The sequence below is a fragment of the Streptomyces sp. NPDC042364 genome, from assembly GCF_056437585.1.
Genome location: NZ_JBWKAJ010000010.1, coordinates 250,746 through 271,336, shown reverse-complemented (window position 1 = coordinate 271,336; position 20,591 = coordinate 250,746). Strand labels below are relative to the sequence as shown.

Annotated in this window: 21 protein-coding genes and 1 pseudogene; 13 read left to right on the top strand and 9 right to left on the bottom strand. The window is 71.6% G+C overall.

Annotated features, from left to right (window positions below):
* Window positions 1–81 precede the first annotated feature (81 nt).
* The gene (gene rplQ / locus AC067N_RS22060) at window positions 82–591 is read left to right on the top strand and encodes a 50S ribosomal protein L17 (RefSeq protein WP_478680583.1); all 510 of its coding nucleotides are present in this window, start codon (window positions 82–84) and stop codon (window positions 589–591) included.
* A 138-nt stretch (window positions 592–729) separates the two neighbouring features.
* Window positions 730–1,593, top strand: a complete 864-nt coding sequence (gene truA, locus AC067N_RS22055; protein WP_478680582.1) for a tRNA pseudouridine(38-40) synthase TruA — start codon at window positions 730–732, stop codon at window positions 1,591–1,593.
* A gap of 23 nt (window positions 1,594–1,616) precedes the next feature.
* Here the strand turns inward: truA and AC067N_RS22050 are convergent, their stop codons facing one another.
* Window positions 1,617–2,504 carry a hypothetical protein gene (locus tag AC067N_RS22050; RefSeq protein ID WP_478680581.1) on the bottom strand — a complete coding sequence of 296 codons (888 nt, stop codon included), beginning with the start codon at window positions 2,502–2,504 and terminating at the stop codon, window positions 1,617–1,619.
* Between the two features lie 325 nt (window positions 2,505–2,829).
* On the opposite strand from AC067N_RS22050, the gene rplM reads away from it, so the two are divergent.
* From rplM to glmM, 3 genes are all read left to right on the top strand, one after another.
* Window positions 2,830–3,273, top strand: coding sequence for a 50S ribosomal protein L13 (gene rplM, locus AC067N_RS22045; RefSeq protein WP_391331950.1), 444 nt, complete (start codon window positions 2,830–2,832; stop codon window positions 3,271–3,273).
* Between the two features lie 42 nt (window positions 3,274–3,315).
* Window positions 3,316–3,828 (top strand): 30S ribosomal protein S9, encoded by a 513-nt coding sequence (gene rpsI / locus AC067N_RS22040; RefSeq protein WP_478680580.1) that lies wholly within the window; start codon window positions 3,316–3,318, stop codon window positions 3,826–3,828.
* Window positions 3,829–4,087: 259 nt separating this feature from the next.
* Entirely contained in the window at window positions 4,088–5,446 is a 1,359-nt protein-coding gene (glmM, locus tag AC067N_RS22035; RefSeq protein WP_478680579.1) for a phosphoglucosamine mutase, read from the top strand.
* Window positions 5,447–5,579: 133 nt separating this feature from the next.
* Here glmM and AC067N_RS22030 read toward each other — a convergent pair whose 3' ends face one another.
* Together AC067N_RS22030 and coaA are read right to left on the bottom strand one after the other, a co-directional pair.
* Window positions 5,580–6,521 carry a DUF389 domain-containing protein gene (locus AC067N_RS22030; protein WP_478680578.1) on the bottom strand — a complete coding sequence of 314 codons (942 nt, stop codon included), beginning with the start codon at window positions 6,519–6,521 and terminating at the stop codon, window positions 5,580–5,582.
* A gap of 50 nt (window positions 6,522–6,571) precedes the next feature.
* The gene (coaA, locus tag AC067N_RS22025) at window positions 6,572–7,561 is read right to left on the bottom strand and encodes a type I pantothenate kinase (RefSeq protein WP_478680577.1); all 990 of its coding nucleotides are present in this window, start codon (window positions 7,559–7,561) and stop codon (window positions 6,572–6,574) included.
* A 190-nt stretch (window positions 7,562–7,751) separates the two neighbouring features.
* Between coaA and AC067N_RS22020 the strand changes: the two genes are divergently transcribed.
* Window positions 7,752–7,961: a hypothetical protein gene (locus tag AC067N_RS22020; RefSeq protein ID WP_478680576.1), complete on the top strand. Its 210-nt coding sequence runs from the start codon at window positions 7,752–7,754 to the stop codon at window positions 7,959–7,961.
* A 99-nt stretch (window positions 7,962–8,060) separates the two neighbouring features.
* Here the strand turns inward: AC067N_RS22020 and AC067N_RS22015 are convergent, their stop codons facing one another.
* The 3 genes from AC067N_RS22015 to glmS all read right to left on the bottom strand — a co-directional run bounded on the left by AC067N_RS22015 (window position 8,061) and on the right by glmS (window position 11,864).
* A complete protein-coding gene (locus tag AC067N_RS22015; RefSeq protein ID WP_478680575.1) occupies window positions 8,061–9,500 on the bottom strand; it encodes an NAD(P)H-hydrate dehydratase in 1,440 nt (479 codons plus the stop codon).
* A gap of 72 nt (window positions 9,501–9,572) precedes the next feature.
* A complete protein-coding gene (locus AC067N_RS22010) occupies window positions 9,573–9,944 on the bottom strand; it encodes a holo-ACP synthase (protein WP_478680574.1) in 372 nt (123 codons plus the stop codon).
* A 72-nt stretch (window positions 9,945–10,016) separates the two neighbouring features.
* Window positions 10,017–11,864 (bottom strand): glutamine--fructose-6-phosphate transaminase (isomerizing), encoded by a 1,848-nt coding sequence (glmS, locus tag AC067N_RS22005; RefSeq protein WP_478680573.1) that lies wholly within the window; start codon window positions 11,862–11,864, stop codon window positions 10,017–10,019.
* A 518-nt stretch (window positions 11,865–12,382) separates the two neighbouring features.
* Here glmS and alr point away from each other — a divergent pair.
* From alr to tsaE, 3 genes are all read left to right on the top strand, one after another.
* A complete protein-coding gene (gene alr / locus AC067N_RS22000) occupies window positions 12,383–13,549 on the top strand; it encodes an alanine racemase (RefSeq protein ID WP_478680572.1) in 1,167 nt (388 codons plus the stop codon).
* A 171-nt stretch (window positions 13,550–13,720) separates the two neighbouring features.
* Window positions 13,721–14,962: an alpha/beta fold hydrolase gene (locus tag AC067N_RS21995; protein WP_478680571.1), complete on the top strand. Its 1,242-nt coding sequence runs from the start codon at window positions 13,721–13,723 to the stop codon at window positions 14,960–14,962.
* A 103-nt stretch (window positions 14,963–15,065) separates the two neighbouring features.
* Window positions 15,066–15,551, top strand: a complete 486-nt coding sequence (gene tsaE, locus AC067N_RS21990; protein ID WP_478680570.1) for a tRNA (adenosine(37)-N6)-threonylcarbamoyltransferase complex ATPase subunit type 1 TsaE — start codon at window positions 15,066–15,068, stop codon at window positions 15,549–15,551.
* A gap of 542 nt (window positions 15,552–16,093) precedes the next feature.
* Here the strand turns inward: tsaE and AC067N_RS21985 are convergent.
* The gene (locus AC067N_RS21985; protein ID WP_478680569.1) at window positions 16,094–16,654 is read right to left on the bottom strand and encodes a hypothetical protein; all 561 of its coding nucleotides are present in this window, start codon (window positions 16,652–16,654) and stop codon (window positions 16,094–16,096) included.
* Window positions 16,655–16,778: 124 nt separating this feature from the next.
* On the opposite strand from AC067N_RS21985, the gene tsaB reads away from it, so the two are divergent.
* Genes tsaB through AC067N_RS21965 form a run of 4 tightly spaced genes read left to right on the top strand, consistent with a single transcriptional unit; the run spans window position 16,779 to window position 19,273 of the window.
* Window positions 16,779–17,432, top strand: coding sequence for a tRNA (adenosine(37)-N6)-threonylcarbamoyltransferase complex dimerization subunit type 1 TsaB (gene tsaB / locus AC067N_RS21980; protein ID WP_478680568.1), 654 nt, complete (start codon window positions 16,779–16,781; stop codon window positions 17,430–17,432).
* Window positions 17,429–17,932 carry a ribosomal protein S18-alanine N-acetyltransferase gene (rimI, locus tag AC067N_RS21975; RefSeq protein WP_478680567.1) on the top strand — a complete coding sequence of 168 codons (504 nt, stop codon included), beginning with the start codon at window positions 17,429–17,431 and terminating at the stop codon, window positions 17,930–17,932. The genes tsaB and rimI overlap by 4 nt, the downstream gene beginning before the upstream one ends.
* Window positions 17,925–19,022, top strand: a complete 1,098-nt coding sequence (tsaD, locus tag AC067N_RS21970) for a tRNA (adenosine(37)-N6)-threonylcarbamoyltransferase complex transferase subunit TsaD (RefSeq protein ID WP_478680566.1) — start codon at window positions 17,925–17,927, stop codon at window positions 19,020–19,022. Before rimI ends, tsaD begins: the two co-directional genes overlap by 8 nt.
* Window positions 19,019–19,273, top strand: coding sequence for a hypothetical protein (locus AC067N_RS21965; protein ID WP_478680565.1), 255 nt, complete (start codon window positions 19,019–19,021; stop codon window positions 19,271–19,273). The genes tsaD and AC067N_RS21965 overlap by 4 nt, the downstream gene beginning before the upstream one ends.
* Before the next feature lie 32 nt (window positions 19,274–19,305).
* Here the strand turns inward: AC067N_RS21965 and AC067N_RS21960 are convergent, their stop codons facing one another.
* Together AC067N_RS21960 and tpg are read right to left on the bottom strand one after the other, a co-directional pair.
* A complete protein-coding gene (locus AC067N_RS21960) occupies window positions 19,306–20,199 on the bottom strand; it encodes an alpha/beta hydrolase (protein ID WP_478680564.1) in 894 nt (297 codons plus the stop codon).
* 96 nt (window positions 20,200–20,295) lie between these two features.
* Window positions 20,296–20,583, bottom strand: a pseudogene (gene tpg, locus AC067N_RS21955) (telomere-protecting terminal protein Tpg); the annotation flags it as partial.
* Between the last annotated feature and the right edge of the window lie 8 nt (window positions 20,584–20,591).

Here is a 20,591-nt window from a genome sequence, read left to right as displayed (position 1 = left end):
GGATCTCCGACGGGCGACCGCCCGCTCGGATACTGACCCCGGTACCTGATACGGCCGGGGCAGACACCTAGGAGAAACACCATGCCGAAGCCCACCAAGGGTGCCCGTCTGGGCGGCAGCGCCGCGCACGAGAAGCTGCTCCTCGCGAACCTCGCGAAGTCGCTCTTCGAGCACGGCCGCATCACCACCACCGAGGCGAAGGCCCGCCGTCTGCGGCCGTACGCCGAGCGTCTGATCACCAAGGCGAAGAAGGGTGACCTTCACAACCGCCGTCAGGTGCTCTCGGTCATCACGGACAAGGGCGTCGTGCACACGCTCTTCACCGAGATCGGCCCGCGGTACGAGAACCGTCCGGGTGGCTACACCCGTATCACCAAGATCGGTAACCGCCGTGGCGACAACGCGCCCATGGCTGTCATCGAGCTGGTCGAGGCGCTGACGGTCGCGCAGCAGGCCACCGGTGAGGCCGAGGCCGCCACCAAGCGTGCCGCCAAGGACGCCGACGCGGCTGCCGCCGAGACCAAGGTGGACACCACCAAGGCCGACGAGGCTCCCGCCGAGGAGGCTGCCGAGGAGTCGAAGGACGCGTAAGCGTTCCTGGGGCTGCGTTCTCGGCCGCGGCGATTTCGTGGCTGGTCGCGCAGTTCCCCGCGCCCCTTGATCGGCGTCGGAGTGGGCCCGTTCCCTGGAGGAGCGGGCCCGCTTTCGTGTTCCTGAGAGGATCTCTGTGTGAGTGATGATGTGGCGCCCGGGTTCGTGCGTGTGCGGCTTGATCTTTCGTATGACGGGACCGAGTTCTCCGGGTGGGCCAAGCAGGCCGGGGGGCGGCGGACCGTACAGGGGGAGATCGAGGACGCCCTGCGGACCGTGACGCGGTCGCGGGAGACGTATGAGCTGACGGTGGCCGGGCGGACCGACGCCGGGGTGCACGCCCGGGGGCAGGTGGCCCATGTCGACCTGCCGCGGGAGGTGTGGGACGAGCACCACGGGAAGCTGCTCAAGCGGCTCGCCGGGCGGCTGTCGCGGGACGTACGGGTGTGGGCGCTCAGGGAGGCGCCGAGCGGCTTCAACGCGCGGTTCTCGGCCGTCTGGCGGCGGTACGCCTATCGCGTCACCGACAACCCCGGCGGGGTCGATCCCCTGCTGCGCAACCATGTGCTGTGGCACGACTGGCCGCTGGACGTGGACGCCATGAACGAGGCCGCGCGGCAGCTGCTGGGGGAGCACGACTTCGCGGCCTACTGCAAGCGGCGCGAGGGGGCGACCACCATCCGTACGCTCCAGGAGCTGAGCCTGGTGCGGGGCGACGACGGGATCATCACGGCGACCGTGCGGGCCGACGCCTTCTGCCACAACATGGTGCGCTCCCTCATCGGGGCACTGCTCTTCGTGGGGGACGGGCACCGGGGAACCGAGTGGCCCGGCAAGGTGCTGGCCGCCGGCGTACGGGACTCCGCCGTGCACGTCGTACGGCCGCACGGACTGACCCTGGAGGAGGTCGGGTATCCGGCCGACGAGCTGCTGGCCGCGCGGAACAAGGAGGCGCGGAACCGGCGGAGCCTGCCCGGGGTGCCCGGGGCCGGCTGCTGCTGACCCCGGGGCCGGTCGGTTCCCCGCTACTGCCCCTTGGCGGCGGCGGAGGCCTGCGCCTGGCCGCGGCGGTGGATCTGCTTGAAGGTGAACTTCGCCAGGGCGTCACCGGTGGTGAAGACGGCCTTGTCCTTCTTCGTCGCGTCCTTGCCGTTGGTGAAGCCGGTCACGGTGAAGTAGGCGTAGCGGCCGTAGGAGTTGGTGGTCGTGTAGCAGATCGTCGTACGGCAGAAGGTGGGGACGCCCTCACCGGAGAGCGAGGTGACGAGGCTCTTCTCGTCCGCGTCCGCCTTGGCCTTGTCGGCCTGGGCCTCGGTGTCGAACAGGGCGACTCCTGCCGTGACCGCGATGTCGCCCCTGTAGTAGGTGACACGCATGACGCGGGTGCAGTCGTTGCCGCTCAGGACCTTGTCGAGGGTGCCCTGGACGGCCGAGGCGCAGTCCGTCGTCGAGGCCGTGGGGCCCTTGCGGTAGACGCTGTCGTCCTCGTCCGTCATCTGGGAGCCCGGGAAGAGGATGTCCGGGCTGATCGGCGCCTTGTCCTTGCCCGAACTGGAGATGAAGTCCTTCGGGTCCAGCGGGGGCGGGGCGGTGGTGGGCTCGAACGACGGATCCGTCTTGGGGCTCGCGCTCGGGATGTCCGTGGTGGCCGGGAGGTTGCTGTTCGGGCCGCTCGCCGTGGGGGAGCCGCCGTCCGCGTTGACCACGGCAAAGGCCACGGCGGCGCCGATGCCGACCGTGGCGAGGGCGCCGCCGACGATCATCAGGAGTCGGCGGCGCCTGTTGCGTGTCTCGGACTGTTCGGCCATGGCGGCCCAGTCCGGGGTCTGGTTACTGGAGGAACTCCACTGATCGTCCCACGGAGTGCGGGAACCCCCGGGGCTCCACTGAGACCCCCCCTGCCCAAAGCTCATGGGCCGCAGTTTAGACGCGCGAGGGGAGGCCGTCTCCCGTTACGGGTCACGGCGGTCGCGAACCCGTGGGCGAAGTGGTTCGGCGGGCATCCGGCCCCTCCGGTACGGGGCCGTTTTGACCCGTCCGGGGCCGCACGGCTATTCTTCAGGTTCGTTATGTGTATTGGCTTCCTCATTCTCACGTGAGACGCCCTTACACCGGTCCACCGGGCCGATGACCAGCGACCAGCACGCGGTTTGCGTCACCGCTGTGCGGTCAGGGCTGTCGTGATCGTCTTCGGTGACCTTGTCAGGAACCTCACTGAAGAAGCGAAGGCTACGAACCGTGCGTACGTACAGCCCCAAGCCCGGCGATGTGACGCGCCAGTGGCACGTCATCGACGCCCAGGACGTTGTCCTGGGCCGTCTCGCCACCACCGCCGCGACCCTGCTCCGTGGCAAGCACAAGCCGATCTACGCCCCCCACGTCGACACTGGTGACTTCGTCATCATCATCAACGCGGACAAGGTGCACCTGTCCGGTAACAAGCGGACCCAGAAGATGGCCTACCGCCACTCCGGCTACCCGGGTGGTCTGCGCTCCGTCCGTTACGACGAGCTGCTGGCGAAGAACCCCGAGAAGGCCGTCGAGAAGGCCGTCAAGGGCATGCTTCCCAAGAACTCCCTGGGCCGTCAGATGCTCTCCAAGCTGAAGGTCTACTCGGGCGACCAGCACCCGCACGCTGCCCAGCAGCCGGTGCCGTTCGAGATCACCCAGGTCGCGCAGTAAGTCCGGCCACCCCCTAAGCCTGAAGAGAATCTGAGGAGAATCGTGGCCGAGACCACTGCCGAGCAGCCGCTCGAAGAGCTTGACATCGACAGCTACACCACGGAGTCGGACGTCCCCGTCGAGGGCGAGTACACCACCGAGTCCATGGCCTCCCGCTTCGGCGAGCCCCAGCCGGCCGCCGGCCTGGGCCGCCGCAAGAACGCCATCGCGCGCGTTCGCATCGTGCCGGGCTCCGGCAAGTGGAAGATCAACGGGCGTACGCTCGAGGACTACTTCCCGAACAAGGTGCACCAGCAGGAGGTCAACGAGCCGTTCAAGGTTCTTGAGCTCGAGGGTCGCTACGACGTCATCGCCCGCATCGCCGGTGGCGGCGTCTCCGGCCAGGCCGGTGCGCTCCGTCTCGGTGTCGCCCGCGCCCTGAACGAGGCCGACGTCGACAACAACCGTGGCGCCCTCAAGAAGGCCGGCTTCCTCCGCCGCGACGACCGTGCGGTCGAGCGCAAGAAGGCCGGTCTGAAGAAGGCCCGCAAGGCTCCGCAGTACAGCAAGCGCTAATCACCGCTTCGCCGCACCGCACGCAACGCCCCGGTGGCACGTACCTGTGCCGCCGGGGCGGTTTGCGTAGCAGGGTCGCGTGCTTCGCGCACGACTACACGCAGACTGCCGGTACAACCCCGCACGGCGGAGGACGGTCTCAGGGGATGTACTTGGTCGGGGGAGTGCCGGGAGACTCGGGGGACAACCGGCGGGAGACGCCCGGTACGGGACCACCTGGTACGAGCCGCACATTCTCAGCAATTCGGAGGACACCACAGTGGGACGACTCTTCGGCACGGACGGCGTGCGCGGTGTCGCCAACGCGGATCTGACGGCCGAGCTCGCGCTCGGACTCTCCGTCGCGGCGGCACATGTACTCGCCGAGGCGGGCACGTTCGAAGGCCACAAGCCGGTGGCGGTGGTCGGGCGGGATCCGCGAGCGTCCGGGGAGTTCCTGGAGGCGGCCGTCGTGGCCGGCCTCGCCAGCGCGGGCGTCGACGTGCTGCGCGTCGGTGTGCTGCCCACCCCCGCGGTGGCGTTCCTCACCGGCGAGCTGGGCGCCGACCTCGGCGTGATGCTCTCCGCCAGCCACAACGCCATGCCCGACAACGGCATCAAGTTCTTCGCCCGCGGCGGGCACAAGCTCGCCGACGAGCTGGAGGACAAGATCGAGGCCGTGTACGAGGAACACCGGACCGGGGCGCCCTGGGACCGGCCGACCGGTGCGGGCGTCGGGCGTGTCCGCTCGTACGACGAAGGATTCGGGCGGTACGTCGAGCACCTGCTGTCCGTGCTGCCCAACCGGCTGGACGGGCTGAAGGTCGTCCTCGACGAGGCGCACGGCGCGGCCGCCGGGGTCTCGCCGGAGGTGTTCACCCGGGCGGGGGCCGAGGTCGTCACGATCGGGGCCGAGCCGGACGGGCTCAACATCAACGACGGGTGCGGGTCCACGCACCTCGGGAAGCTGCGTGCGGCCGTCGTCGAGCACGGGGCACACCTCGGCATCGCGCACGACGGGGACGCCGACCGGTGCCTCGCCGTGGACCACGAGGGCAACGAGGTCGACGGGGACCAGATCCTCGCGGTGCTCGCCCTCGACATGCGGGAGCGCGGGCAGCTCCGCTCGGACACCGTGGTCGCCACCGTCATGTCCAACCTCGGCTTCAAGCTGGCGCTGGAGCGGGAGGGGCTGCGGCTCGTCCAGACGGCGGTCGGCGACCGGTACGTGCTGGAGGAGATGAAGGAGCACGGGTACGCCCTCGGCGGCGAGCAGTCCGGGCACGTGATCGTCCTCGACCACGCGACCACCGGTGACGGCACGCTGACCGGGCTGCTGCTGGCGGCGCGGATCGCGCGGACGGGCCGTACGCTCAAGGACCTCGCCGGGGTCATGGAGCGGTTGCCGCAGGTGCTCATCAACGTGCCGGACGTGGACCGGGCGCGGGTGGGCACGTCCCCGGAGCTGGCCGCCGCCGTGGCCGACGCGGAGCAGGAGCTGGGGTCGACCGGGCGGGTGCTGCTGCGGCCCTCGGGCACCGAGCCGCTGGTGCGGGTGATGGTGGAGGCCGCCGATATCGAGCAGGCTCGGTCCGTGGCGGGGCGCTTGGCCGATGCGGTGAAGTCGGCGCTCGGGTAGGGCGCCGGTTCCCTTGCCGGGTTCGGGGCGGGGGGGTCTGTGGTGTGCGGGCTGCGGGTTCGTCGTGGCGTGTCGCGCCCACGCGGCGGAGCCGCACATCGACACAGCCCCGCGCCCCTTGAATACCCGGGAGTCATCGGGCGGCCTTTGTTGCTGCTCGTTGCCTTGACCAGAGGTACTTCTGGAGGATCAGGGTCAGGGTGGCCGCCAGGATGATGCCCGCCAGGTTCAGCAGAAGCTGGTTCGTCGAGCCCACCGTCTGCTTCGTGTCGCCGTAGGCCAGGGCGACCGCCGCGTTGGCGGCGGCCGGTACGGTCGTGACCGAGATGGCCACGCCCACCAGCGCGCCCGACTTGGCCGAGGTCAGGGAGAGGGTGCCCGCGATGCCGGCGAGGACGGCGACGATGAACGAGAAGGCGTCGGGGGCGTAGACGAAGGCGGTGTTGGGGCGGTCGGCCTCCAGTTCGGCCTCGGTGAAGTAGCCGAGCGCGTCCATGAAGACGCTGAAGCCGACCGTCACCGCCATCGCCACCGCGAAGCCCACGAGCAGGGCGATCAGGGAGCGGAGCGCGAGGCGCGGGCGGCGCTGGACGATGGCCGTGCTGAGGCCGGCCAGGGGGCCGAACTCGGGGCCGACGGCCATCGCGCCGACGATGAGGATCGCGTTGTCGAGGACGACACCGCACGCGGCGATCATCGTGGCGAGGGTGATGAAGGCGACGTAGGTGACGGAGATCGTCGACTCCTCGTGCGTCGCGTCCGTCAAGTGCTCCCACAGCACGGCGTCGGCGCTCTCGCCCGGTGCCTCCTTCTCGGCCTCGTCGGCGCGCCGGGAGAGCGACAGGTCGATGTTCTCGACGGCGATCGAGCCGGTCTTGTCCAGGTGCAGCTCGCGGAGCGCGCCGATCAGTTCGTCGCCCGCCTCGCGTGCGACGTCGCACATGACGACGTCTCCGGCGGGGTTGCGGGCGGCGCCCGGCATCACGACGAGGTGGGTCGTCCCGATCGTCGACTCGATCAGGCGCACCACCTCGTCGGTCCGGTCGGCCGGGGTGATCAGGCGCAGATGCAGCATGGTGCCTTTTTAACAGCCCCCGGTTACCGGCGTGTCCACTCGGTCGGGCCTCACAGTTTGCGCAGGCTGAGGCGTTTCACCTTGTGGTCGGAGCCCTTGCGGATGATCAGGGTGGCACGGCCCCGGGTGGGGGCGATGTTCTCGATCAGGTTGGGCTTGTTGATGGTCCGCCACTGGGTGCGGGCGTAGTCGAGGGCCTCCTCCTCGGAGACCTGGGTGTACTTGCGGAAGTACGAGGACGGGTCCTGGAAGGCGGTCTCGCGCAGCTTCCGGAAGCGGTTGAGGTACCACTGCTCGACGTCGTCGGGGGAGGCGTCGACGTACACGCTGAAGTCGAAGTAGTCGGCGAGACCGACGCGGGTGCGGCCGTCCTTGCCGGGGAGGGCGGGCTGGAGCACGTTCAGCCCCTCGACGATGAGGATGTCGGGGCGGCGGACCGTGAGCCGCCTGTCCGGGACGATGTCGTAGATGAGGTGGGAGTAGACGGGGGCCGTCACCTCGTCCTTGCCGGCCTTGATGTCGGCGACGAAGCGGGTGAGCGTACGGCGGTCGTACGACTCGGGGAAGCCCTTGCGGGAGACCAGGCCGCGTTCGCGGAGGTCCTTCATGGGGAGCAGAAAGCCGTCCGTGGTGACCCGCTCCACACGTGGGTGCTCGGGCCAGCGGGCGAGCAGGGCCTGGAGGAGGCGGGCGACGGTGGACTTGCCGACGGCCACGGAGCCGGCCACGCCTATGACGAACGGGGTGCCCGACTGGGAGCCCTGCTCGCCCAGGAACGTGTTCAGGGCGCCGCGCAGGCCGTCGGTGGCGCCCACATAGAGGTTGAGGAGCCGGGAGAGCGGCAGGTAGATGTCCCGTACCTCGTCGAGGTCGATGACGTCGCCCAGGCCGCGCAGCTTCTCGACCTCCTCGGCGCTCAGTGGCAGCGGCGTCTTGTCACGCAGCGCGCTCCACTCGGTACGGGTGAGGTCGACGTAGGGAGTCGCCTCCGGCCTGGGCCGGTGGGCGCTCCGCGGCAACGAGGAGACCGGTGAGATCACAGTCCATTGTTAACGGAGTTCGAACGGGCGGCGGGGTGGGGTGCGTCACCTCCGGCTGGAACACCGGAGCGAATGAGTTCCTCACTGTGGGTGAACTGTGGCGAAGGTATGGACCTCGGGTGTCGGAGGGGTCTACCGTCCCCGGCACTCGGGAGGGAGCCGCCTCCCGACTTACCTGAGGGGCGATCGGGTGGCTTCCGTATGGTCTACGCGCGCTGAACAGGAGTTCGCCGGGCAGGTCTGCAGTGAGCTGGCGGACGATCTGCCGGACGAGGATCTGGGCGAGTGTCTCGACGACGCCATGGACATGTACCGGATGGGGAGCAAGCCGCGGTGTGAGGAGGTCGAGTATCTGGGGATGGTGCGGGACGCCATCGCCCGGATCGAGGAGGGGGAGTGACGGCCTCCGGACGAGACCGCCACCGGGTGAAGTGTGCGGTGGACGTGTGGCGTCGGGTGGGTGTGGCGTCTGGTGGGTGAGGCGTGCGGTGGGTGACGGTCAGTTGCCGATGTCGCGCCAGGCCGCCGGGATGGCGTCCGCGACGTCCTGGGCCGCGGCGGGGGCGCCGTTCGCGGCGTAGCGGCCCGCCAGGCCGTGGAGGTACGCCGCCGCGCTCGCCGCGTCCAGGGGCGCGAGCCCCGCGGCCAGCAGGGAGCCGGTGAGGCCGGAGAGGACGTCGCCGCTGCCGGCGGTGGCCAGCCACGGGGTGCCGGTGGGGTTCACGCGGACCGGGGTGTCGTCCCCGGGGCCGGCGATCAGGGTGGTGGAACCCTTGAGGAGGACCGTGGCGTCGTAGCGGCGGGCCAGCTCCCGTACGGCGGCCAGGCGGGCGGACTCGACCTCCTCGCGATCGACGCCCAGCAGCGCTGCGGCCTCTCCCGCGTGCGGGGTCATGACGGTGGGGGCCGTACGTGCCCGGACGGCGGCCACGTCCGCGAGGCGCAGTCCGTCGGCGTCGAGGAGCACGGGGACGTCGGTGGAGAGCGCCTCCGCGACCGGGGCCGCGTCGTCGCCCGCGCCGGGGCCGGTCACCCAGGCCTGGACGCGGCCGGCCTTCTTCGGGCCGCTGTCCGAGACCAGGGTCTCCGGGAAGCGGGCGAGGACGGTGCCGGCGGCCGGGCCGACGTAGCGGACGGCGCCCGCGCCGGAGCGCAGGGCGCCCGCGACCGCGAGGACCGCGGCTCCCGGGTAACGGGTGGAACCGGCGGCGATGCCCACGACTCCCCGGCGGTACTTGTCGCTCTCCGGGGCCGGGTGCGGGAGGAGGGCGGCCATGTCGGCGTGCTGGAGGGACTCCAGGTCAGGGGTGGCGGGGAGGGTGCTCGCCAGGCCGATGTCGATCAGGCGCACCGAGCCGGCGTACTCGCGGCCCGGGTCGACGAGCAGGCCCGGTTTGTGGGTGCCGAAGGTGACGGTGAGGTCGGCGCGGAGGGCGGTGCCGTGCACCTCGCCGGTGTCCGGTTCGATGCCGCTCGGGAGGTCGACGGCGATGACCGTGGCGCGGGAGGCGGTGACGAGGTCGGCGAGGCGGGCCGCTTCGGGGCGGAGGCCGCCCTTGCCGCCGATACCGACGATGCCGTCCAGGACGAGGTCGGCGCGGGTGATGGGGTCGGCGGCCGAGGCGGGTGTGGCGGTGGTGCCGCCCGCCCGGAGCAGGGCCTTGAGGGCGTCCGGGTGGGTGCGGTCCGGGGAGAGGAGGACGGCGGTCACTCCCGCGCCGCGTCTGGCGAGTCGGGCGCCCGCGTAGAGGGTGTCGCCGCCGTTGTCCCCACTGCCGGTGAGGAGGACGACGCGGCTGCCGTAGACGCGGCCGAGGGCGTCGGCGCAGGTCGCGGCGAGACCCGCGGCGGCGCGTTGCATCAGGGCGCCCGGGGGGAGCCGCGCCATGAGGGCGCGTTCGGCGGAGCGGACTGTTTCCACGCGGTGGGCTGAGCGCATGGGGTCGAGTGTGCCGTGTTCTTCTGGGCCGGGGGAGGAGGGCCTGGGCTCGGGGTGTTGGGCGCCCGGTGTTCAGCCCTCGGCGACGACCACCGCCGACGCCACCCCCGCGTCGTGGCTCAGCGAGATGTGCCAGGACTTGACGCCGAGCGCGGCCGCGCGGGCGGCCACCGTGCCGGTCACCCGGAGGCGGGGCCGGCCGGAGGGTTCGACGTAGACCTCGGCGTCGGTCCAGTGGAGGCCGGCGGGGGCGCCGAGGGCCTTGGCGAGGGCCTCCTTCGCGGCGAAGCGGGCCGCGAGGGAGGCGATGCCCCGGCGTTCGCCGCTCGGGAGGAGGAGCTCGTCGGGCAGGAAGAGGCGTTCGGCCATGGAGGGGGTTCGCTCCATGGCCGCGCGGAAGCGGTCGATCTCGGCGACGTCGATGCCGACTCCGATGATGGGCATGGCCTGCACCCTACGGCGCGGCGTCCCGGCGGGGGGCGCCGCACCCGGCCCCACGCCGCACGGGAACTCCGGTCACTCCACGGTCACCGACTTCGCCAGGTTCCGGGGCTGGTCCACCTCGTTGCCCCGGGCGGTCGCCAGTTCGCAGGCGAAGACCTGGAGGGGGACGGCGGAGACGAGGGGCTGGAGGAGGGTGGGGGTGGCGGGGATGCGGATGAGGTGGTCGGCGTAGGGGGCGACCGCTTCGTCGCCTTCCTCGGCGATGACGATCGTGCGGGCGCCGCGGGCGCGGATCTCCTGGATATTGGAGACGATCTTGTCGTGGAGGAGGGAGCGGCCCGCCGGGGACGGGACCACGACGACCACGGGGAGGTCCTCCTCGATGAGGGCGATCGGGCCGTGTTTCAGCTCGCCCGCCGCGAAGCCCTCGGCGTGCATGTAGGCCAGTTCCTTCAGCTTCAGGGCGCCCTCCAGGGCCACCGGGTAGCCCACGTGGCGGCCGAGGAACAGCACCGTGTTCTTGGTGGCGAGGGTGCGCGCCAGCTTCCGTACCGGCTCCATCGTCTCGAGGACCCGCTCGACCTCTCGGGAGATGTGGGAGAGGTCGCGGATCACCGCGCGGATCTCGTCGCCCCACTTGGTGCCCCTGACCTGGCCCAGGTACAGGGCGACGAGGTAGCAGGCCACCAGCTGGGTCAGGAACGCCTTGGTGGAGGCGACGGCGACCTCCGGGCCCGCGTGGGTGTAGAGGACCGCGTCCGACTCGCGGGGGATCGTCGAGCCGTTGGTGTTGCAGATGGCGAGGACCCGGGCGCCCTGTTCGCGGGCGTGGCGCACGGCCATCAGCGTGTCCATCGTCTCGCCGGACTGGGAGATCGCGATGACCAGGGTGCGGGGGTCGAGGATCGGGTCCCGGTAGCGGAACTCGCTCGCCAGCTCCACCTCGCACGGCACGCGGGTCCAGTGCTCGATCGCGTACTTGGCGATGAGGCCGGCGTGGAAGGCCGTACCGCACGCGACGATGACCACCTTGTCCAGCTCGCGCAGCTCCTGGTCGGAGATGCGGACCTCGTCCAGCGCCAGCGAGCCCGCCGCGTCGATACGGCCGAGCAGGGTGTCCGCCACCGCCTTCGGCTGCTCGGCGATCTCCTTGAGCATGAAGTAGTCGTAGCCGCCCTTCTCGGCGGCCGAGGCGTCCCAGTCCACGTGGTACGGGCGGACGTCGGCGGGGCGGCCGTCGAACGTGGTCACCGTCACGCCGTCGCGGCGCAGCTCCACCACCTGGTCCTGGCCCAGCTCGATCGCCGAGCGCGTGTGGTCGATGAACGCGGCGACGTCCGACGCGAGAAACGCCTCGCCCTCGCTCACGCCGACCACGAGGGGTGAGTTCCGGCGGGCGCCCACGACCAGGTCGGGCGCGTCCGCGTGGACCGCGACCAGGGTGAACGCGCCCTCCAGACGGCGGCAGACCAGCCGCATCGCCTCCGCGAGGTCGTCGCACGACGAGTACTCCTCGGCGAGCAGATGGGCGACGACCTCGGTGTCCGTCTCGGAGACCAGCTCGTGCCCCCGCTCGGCCAGCTCGGCGCGCAGCGCCGCGAAGTTCTCGATGATGCCGTTGTGGACGACGGCGACCCGGCCCGCGTTGTCCAGGTGCGGGTGGGCGTTGATGTCGGTGGGGCCGCCGTGGGTGGCCCAGCGGGTGTGGCCGATGCCCGTGGAACCGCTGGGCAGCGGGCGGCTGACCAGCGCCTTCTCCAGGTTCAGCAACTTCCCGGCCTTCTTGGCGGTGGCCAGACCCCCGTCGGCCGTCACCGCCACGCCCGCCGAGTCGTACCCCCGGTACTCCAGCCGCTTCAGCCCGGCCAGGACCACGTCGAGCGCGGACTGCGAGCCGATGTATCCCACGATTCCGCACATATCAACCCCTGTGGTGTCCGGTGAAGTCGTCCTGGTGGAGTCGTCCTGGTGGTGCTGCCGTCTTCCGATGATGCCGTCGAACCCGACAAAACGTGCGGCCTCTGTGACTGTACGTGACGGCCCGGCTCTGGGTGAGCCCCACATCGGGTGACCTGGCGCGCGATATTCGGGTGACCCGGCGCGCGCGGCGCACTCCCGCGCGTGTGAGCGGCACGTATGGCTGGATCACATGACGAGCGGACGCATCACGCCATCCGGAGCGACGACCCGCACCGCAGCGCGCCGGAGGGCGACGAGTCGGCGTACGACCTTTCGGTGTGCCGCCGTGCGCCCCACCGGGGTGAGCGCCCTGCCGTTGGGCAGTGCCGCGGCCGGGACGTGCGACCTCAGCGAGGCCCTGTGGGGGGTGCTGAGGACCAAGGACCGGGTCTTCGTCCGGGGGCGGCGGGCGGGGAGGTGAGCCCCCGGTCACGGGGCCCCGTGGGGGTGTCCCCGGGCTCTGAGACACTGGGGCTGACATGAGTGAGACAGCGCCTTCGCGGACCGCGCCCCTGCGGGCCCGCGCCGAGATCGATCTGGATGCCCTGCGGGCCAATGTGCGGACGTTGCGCGCACTGGCGCCCGGTGCCGCCCTGATGGCCGTCGTCAAGTCGGACGCGTACGGCCACGGGGCGGTGCGGTGTGCGCGAGCGGCGGTCGGCGCGGGGGCCGCCTGGCTGGGTACGGCCACGCCCGAGGAGGCGCTGGCGTTGCGCGCGGCCGGGCTGCCGGGGCGCATCATGTGCTGGCTCTGGGCGCCGGGCGGGCCCTGGCGGGAAGCGATCGAGGCCGATCTCGACGTGTCGGTGAGCGGGCTGTGGGCGCTGCGGGAGGTCGTCGACGCCGCTCGCGCGGCGGGCGCACCCGCCCGTGTGCAGCTGAAGGCCGACACCGGGCTCGGGCGGAACGGCTGTCAGCCGGACGACTGGGCGGAGCTGGTCGCCGAGGCACTGGTCGCCGAGGCCGAGGGGCTCGTCACCGTCACCGGGCTCTGGTCGCACTTCGCGTGCGCCGACGAGCCGGGGCACCCGTCGATCACGGCCCAGCTCGGCCTCTTCCGCGAGATGGTGACGTACGCGGAGGACCAGGGACTCCGGCCCGAGGTGCGGCACATCGCCAACTCGCCCGCCACGCTCACCCTCCCGGACACCCACTTCGACCTCGTACGGGCGGGCATCGCCCTCTACGGGATCTCGCCCAGTCCGGAGCTGGGCAGTTCGGCCGACCTCGGGCTGCGTCCCGTGATGCGGCTCAGCGCCTCGCTCGCACTGGTCAAGCATGTGCCCGGCGGCCACGGCGTCAGCTACGGGCACCACTACGTCACCCCCGGCCCCACGACCCTCGGCCTCGTCCCCGTCGGTTACGCGGACGGCATCCCCCGGCACGCCTCCGGCACCGGACCCGTCCTCGTCGGCGGGAAGTGGCGGACGGTGGCGGGCCGGGTCGCGATGGACCAGTTCGTCGTCGACCTCGGCGGGGACGAACCCGCCGTCGGCGACGAGGTGGTGCTGTTCGGCACGGGCGACGGCGGCGAGCCCACCGCCGAGGACTGGGCCAAGGCGGCCGGAACCATCGGGTACGAGATCGTGACCCGCATCGGAACCCGCGTGCCGCGCGTCTACGTCAACACGGGTGAGCAACCGTGAGGAATCCCGTACCCACGAACGGGTGAGCATGTGAGCCGCCACGCACGCGTGAACACGCCCGCGCCGGCGCGAGTACTTGAACACGAGTAAGTGGAAAGACGAACGAGACGGGTAACTCCGTACAGGTGTGCGGAGCGGTAGGACCGGAACGTCGGCGAAGAGGAGCCGGATGTGAGCGAGAGCAGCGCGGAGGCCGTGGAGGCCGTCGCGAGCGCGGCCGCCACAGCCGCGTCCGCCGCCGGCGGGACCTGGCGCAGGGCCGGGATCGCGGGGGCGGCGATAGGTGTGGTCGCCGCGGGCGCGGCCGCCGGTGTCGCCATAGAGCGGCTCACCGTCGGCCGCGGCATGCGCAGGAAGGCCCGCCTCGCGCTCGACTCCACGGGACCGTACGGGACGCTGCGCGGCACCCCCGGCAAGGCGTACGCGGACGACGGCACCGAGCTGTACTTCGAGGTCGACGACCTGGAACCCGAGGCCGGTCTCTCGCCCCGCAGACGCCGGCTCTTCGGCCGCAAGGCCCCCGCCCCCGTCACCGTCGTCTTCAGCCACGGCTACTGCCTCAACCAGGACTCCTGGCACTTCCAGCGGGCCGCGCTGCGCGGTGTCGTCCGGACCGTGCACTGGGACCAGCGCAGCCACGGCCGCTCCGGGCGCGCCCAGGCGCCCGACGCGGCGCCGGTCACCATCGACCAGCTCGGGCGCGACCTCAAGGCCGTGATCGACGCGGCCGTGCCCGAGGGCCCCATCGTGCTCGTGGGCCACTCCATGGGCGGGATGACCGTCATGGCCCTCGCCGCCCACTACCCCGAGCTGATCCGCGAGCGGGTCGTCGCCGTCGCCCTGGTGGGTACGTCGTCGGGGGGACTCGGCGAGGTCAACTTCGGGCTGCCCGTGGCGGGTGTCAACGCGGTGCGGCGGGTGCTGCCGGGAGTGCTCAGGGCGCTCGGGCAGCAGGCCGCGCTGGTGGAGCGGGGGCGGCGGGCGACCGCCGATCTCTTCGCCGGGATCATCAAGCGGTACTCGTTCGCGTCGCGGGACGTCGACCCGGCGGTCGCGCGGTTCGCCGAGCGGATGATCGAGGGAACGCCCATCGACGTCGTCGCCGAGTTCTACCCGGCGTTCACCGAGCACGACAAGACGGATGCGCTCGCGGCGTTCGCCGAGCTGCCGGTGCTCGTACTGGCCGGGGTCAAGGACCTCGTCACGCCGAGCGAGCACAGCGAGGCGATCGCCGATCTGCTGCCGGAGGCGGAGCTGGTGCTCGTACCGGACGCCGGGCACCTGGTGATTCTGGAGCACCCCGAGGTGGTCACCGACCGGCTCGCCGACCTGCTCACCCGGGCGGGTGCCGTGCCCGCGGGGGCTACCGTAAGTGGTTATGGAAGCGCCAGCAGCACGGTACGTCCCGGGTGAGCCCGGGGTCTCCTCATCGTCCTCGTCCTCATCGTCCTCGCTGTCCTCGTCGTCCTCGTCGTCCGTGTCGTCCCCGGCATCGTTCGCGTCGGCTTCGTCGTCCGTGACGTCCTTCGAGACCGTCGTGCAGTCTCCCGAGCAGATGCTGGAGTTGGGCCGCCGCCTGGCCGAACTGCTGCGTTCGGGTGACCTCGTCATGCTGAACGGGGAGCTGGGCGCCGGGAAGACGACCCTGACCCGGGGACTGGGGGAGGGGCTCGGGGTACGGGGAGCCGTCACCTCGCCGACGTTCGTCATCGCGCGCGTGCACCCGTCGCTGGGGGAGGGACCGCCGCTCGTCCACGTCGACGCGTATCGCCTGGGCGGCGGACTGGACGAGATGGAGGACCTCGATCTCGACGTCTCGCTGCCCGACTCGGTGATCGTGGTCGAGTGGGGCGAGGGGAAGGTCGAGGAGCTGACCGACGACCGGCTCCACGTCGTCATCCACCGGGCGGTCGGCGACACGACCGACGAGGTGCGGCGGGTGACCGTCACCGGCCTCGGGGAGCGGTGGGCCTCCGTCGAGCTGGGTGTGCTGTCGGCCTGAGCGGGGCGGCTCCGCGCGGCCGGGGCGCCTCCGGTGTCGGTTCCGACAAGGCGTCGGCAAGATGTTGCTTTGACGCTTCCGGCGTGGTCACATGGTAACCAGTCCTTGGTTAGGTCTACCTAACTTGGTTCGCCGGTGGCACCAGGAGGCGTCCATGCAGGGTTCGGAGCGACGGGACGGGCGGCCGTCCGGAGTGGCCTCCGCGGCGGCCTCCGGGGTCGCCGGGGTGTCGATGCGGGACCTGCTGGCGGCGTGCGCGGCGGCTGAGGCGGTGTCCACGCCGCCGGCGGCTCCGCCCGTTCGGGTGGAGGAGCGGCGGGCAAGGAAGGGGCGGCACCCCAGGGCTGCGTGAGCGGTACGACCGGGCTGTGTGCGGCGTGCGCCCCGCGAGGGGTGACCGGGGTCGGGTCGCGGCTGCGGGTGAGTGGGGGCTTGACGCGCGGTTCTCCGCGCCCCTGTTGTGTGCCCCCTTGCCTCGACAGGCCCTTAGAGCTCCGAACAAGAGTGGAGTCCGAGCAGGGCTCCACTCTTGTTCGGAGCTCTTACTCGACCACGACCACCTTGGTGCCGATGCCCGCGAACCGCCACATCGCCTGGCCGTCCTTGCGGGACTCCCGGATGCCGCCCGTCTTGACGGCGGGGTCCGGCCGGGGTGTGGAGCCGTCCACCGCCGCGCTGAAGCCGATCACCACGCCGTCGACCGAGGCGAAGCGGACGACGTGTTCGATGGGGGTGCCGTCGGAGCCCGTGACGGAGGCCGAGCGGGACGTGACGGTGTAGGTGGCGGGGGTGGGGTCGACCGCGCTGGGGGTGACCTCGAAGGTGCGGGTGACCTTCTCGTTGGCGCCGACCAGCCAGACGCGGTCCTCGTCCAGGGAGTAGACGACACGCTCGCCGGTGCCCGAGTCCTCGGGAAGGCGGTCGTCCCTCTCGCTCTCCTTGCCGGCGGGCGCCTTCGACTTCTTGGCCGACGGCGTCTCGGAGGCGCGCGGTTTGCCGAGGTCGTCCGGCGCGTTGGCCGACGCCTGGTAGGTGAGGAAACCGACTGCGGCGATCGCCGCCGCCGTGAGCCCGGCCACGAATCCCGAGCTGCTGCTGGCCACCTTCTGCGCCCACCTCTCGTACCCACGTACGCCCTTGAAGTACGTATGTGCTGTGACGGTAGCAGCAGAGGGACGGTGCACCGGGTCGGCCGTCGTCGGGGCCGAAGCGCCGTAGGCTGTTTGCGTGCTCTTGCTCGCTCTGGATACCGCCACCCCCGCCGTCACCGTCGCGCTGCACGACGGGACGGATGTCGTCGCCGCGTCGAGCCAGGTGGACGCCCGTCGCCATGGGGAACTGCTGCTGCCCGCCGTCGACCGGGTCCTCGCCGAGGCGGGCGCCCGCCTCGACGCCGTCACCGCGATCGTCGTGGGCACCGGGCCCGGCCCCTACACCGGGCTCCGCGTCGGCCTGATGACCGCCGACACCTTCGGCCTCGCCCTCGGGGTCCCCGTCCACGGCCTGTGCACCCTTGACGCGCTCGCGTACGCGGCCGACGTCGAGGGGCCGTTCGTGGCGGCCACCGACGCACGGCGCAAGGAGGTGTACTGGGCGCGGTACGAGGACGCGCGCACCCGGGTGACGGACCCGGCCGTCGACCGGCCCGCCGAGATCGCCGAGGCCGTGGCCGGGCTGCCGGCCGTGGGCGCGGGGGCGCTGCTCTACCCCGACACCTTCCCCGACGCCCGCGCCCCCGAGTACGTGTCGGCGGCGGCGCTCGCCTCCCTCGCGGCGGAGCGGCTGGCCAAGGGCGAGGAACTGGAGGCGCCGCGGCCGCTGTATCTGCGCCGGCCCGACGCCCAGGTGCCCAAGAACTACAAGGTGGTCACCCCCAAGTGACGACCGCGGTGCTGCGCGAGATGCGCTGGTGGGACATCGAGCCCGTACTGGTGCTGGAGAAGGACCTCTTCCCCGAGGACGCCTGGTCCCGCGGCATGTTCTGGTCGGACCTGGCCCACGCGCGCGGGCCGGAGGCGACCCGCCGGTACTACGTGGCCGAGTCCCCGGAGGACGGCCGGATCATCGGGTACGGGGGCCTCGCGGCCGCCGGTGACGTCGCCGACGTCCAGACCATCGCCGTCGCCCGCGACCACTGGGGCACCGGCCTCGGCGCAGTGCTCCTGACCGAGCTGCTGCGGGCCGCCACCGCCTTCGAGTGCGCCCAGGTGATGCTCGAATGCCGGGTCGACAACGTCCGCGCCCAGAAGCTGTACGAGCGCTTCGGCTTCGAGGCGATCGGCTTCCGGCGCGGCTACTACCAGCCGGGGAACGTGGACGCCCTCGTCATGCGCCTCAACGACCCCTCCACATCCGTACAAGGAACCGAGATCAATGGCTGACGAACCCCTGGTCCTGGGGATCGAGACCTCCTGCGACGAGACCGGCGTGGGCATCGTCCGCGGTCACACCCTCCTCGCGGACGCGATCGCGTCCAGTGTCGACGAGCACGCCCGCTTCGGCGGCGTCGTACCCGAGGTGGCCTCCCGCGCCCACCTGGAGGCGATGGTCCCGACCATCGACCGCGCGCTGAAGGAGGCGGGCGTCAGCGCCAGGGACCTCGACGGCATCGCCGTCACCGCCGGTCCCGGCCTCGCCGGCGCGCTGCTCGTCGGCGTCTCGGCGGCGAAGGCGTACGCGTACGCGCTGGGCAAGCCGCTCTACGGCGTCAACCACCTGGCGTCCCACATCTGCGTCGACCAGCTGGAGCACGGGGCGCTGCCCGAGCCGACGATGGCGCTGCTCGTCAGCGGCGGCCACTCGTCGCTGCTGCTGTCGACGGACATCACGTCGGACGTACGGCCCATGGGCTCGACGATCGACGACGCGGCCGGTGAGGCCTTCGACAAGATCGCCCGTGTGCTCGACCTCGGGTTCCCCGGCGGACCGGTCATCGACCGCTACGCCAGGGAGGGCGACCCGGACGCGATCGCCTTCCCGCGCGGACTGACCGGCCCCCGCGACCCCCTCTACGACTTCTCCTTCTCCGGGCTGAAGACCGCCGTGGCCCGCTGGATCGAGGCCAAGCGGGCGGCGGGCGAGGAGGTGCCGGTGCGGGACGTGGCGGCCTCCTTCCAGGAGGCGGTGGTCGACGTCCTCACCCGCAAGGCCGTTCGGGCGTGCAAGGACGAGGGTGTCGACCATCTGATGATCGGCGGCGGGGTCGCCGCCAACTCCCGGCTGCGGGCGCTCGCCCAGGAGCGCTGCGAGGCGGCCGGTATCCGGCTCCGGGTGCCGCGCCCCAAGCTGTGCACGGACAACGGGGCGATGGTGGCCGCGCTCGGCGCCGAGATGGTCGCACGGGGCCGCGCCGCCTCCGCCTGGGACCTGTCGGCCGACTCCTCCCTGCCGGTCACCGACCCGCACGTACCCGGCACGTCCCACACGCACGACCACGTCCACGAGGTGAGCAAGGAGAACCTGTACTCGTGACCGTGGCCCTGATGTGGGAGGCCCGGGCGGTCCCCGGGCGGGGTGGGGAACTGCTCGCCTGGGCCCGGGACCAGCGGCTCCCGGTACGGCCGCTGCGCCGCGAGACCCTGCGGGCTCCGCAGGACCGGGTGCTCGTCATCACCTGGTGGGACGCGGACTACGACGCCGAGCTGCCGGAACTGCCGGAGCCCGAGGCCGAGTTGGTCAGCCGGGCGGTGCACCGCTGGCGGTTCGAGTCGCTGGGTGAGTGATGTGGCTCGGTGACGCGGCTTGATCAGGCGTGTCAGGCGCTGAGGGCCGTGCGCAGGGTGGTGGCCATCAGGTCGATGGCCTCCTTCCCGGCCGCCACCGGGCCGGTGTGCGTGAAGTAGTGGTCGACGCCCTCGAAACAGCGGTGGGTGACCGGAACGCCCGCGGCTTCCAGGGCCTTGGCGTAGGCGTCGCCCTCGTCGCGCAGGCGGTCGTGCTCCGCGGTGATGACCAGCGCGGGCGGCAGTCCGGCCAGGTCGTCGGCCAGTGCGGGCGACACCAGCGGATGCGTCAGATCGGCGGGGTCCGGGACGTAGGCGGCGGTGAAGATCCGCATGAGCCCCGGCGCGAGCAGGGGTTTGGCGATGGGGGACTGCTTGGTGGCCGGGTCCTCCAGCTGGTCGAGCGGAGCCGAGTCGATGATCTGCAGCCGGGGTGTGAAGGTGCCGCGGTCCCGGGCCGTGCGGCAGACCGCGGCGGTCAGGTTGGCCCCGGCGCTGTGCCCGCCCACGGCGATGCGCGAGCCGTCCCAGTTGTGGGCGGAGCCGTTCTCGGCCACCCAGGCGGTGACGTCGTACGCCTGGATGACGGGTGCGGGGTACGGGTGCTGCGGGGCGACCCCGTAGTCCACGTTGATCACCACGCAGCCGGCCGTGGCGGCGATGTAGCGGCACAGGTGGTCGTCCTGCTGGGGGCGGGCGACCACGAAACCGCCGCCGTGGAAGTTCACGTACACCGGAGCGGGGTCGGGGGTCGTGGCGGGCGGGCGGTAGACGGTGCAGGTCACCGTCCCGGCGCCGGTCTCCACCTGGATGGTTTCCGTGTGCCGCGGGATGTCGGTGAAGCGCAGGTCCTCGTGCACCCGGCTCATGATGCGGCCGAAGAGCAACTGGACGCCTCTGGCCTGTATCTGTGACTTGAGTGACATGGCGAGCCCCATCGCTACAAAGTTAAATCATCAGGATTCCTGATGATGGGGGCTCGTCGGGTGCGCACGCAAGAGGGAACCCGAGCCGATTGCCGCGACCCTTGCCGCGACCCCCGCCTTCTCGCGGGCCTTGGCCCGGATCTGCGGCTGCCACCGGGCCTTCACCCCGCGCTCCAGGCGCGCGGCGAGGTCCGGACGCGGCTTCTTGATCTCCTTCACATACCGCTCGACGGTGCGCTGGGAGACCCGCAGCATCTGGGCGACCGCCTTCGTGCCCTTGAGCTGCTTGACCAGGTACCGCTTCTGCGCGCCGGCCGACTTCGGCGCCGGGCGGGTGAACGCCTTCTGCACCGCGGCCTCCAGGCCGTCCCCGAACAGGCTCATCGTGGCCT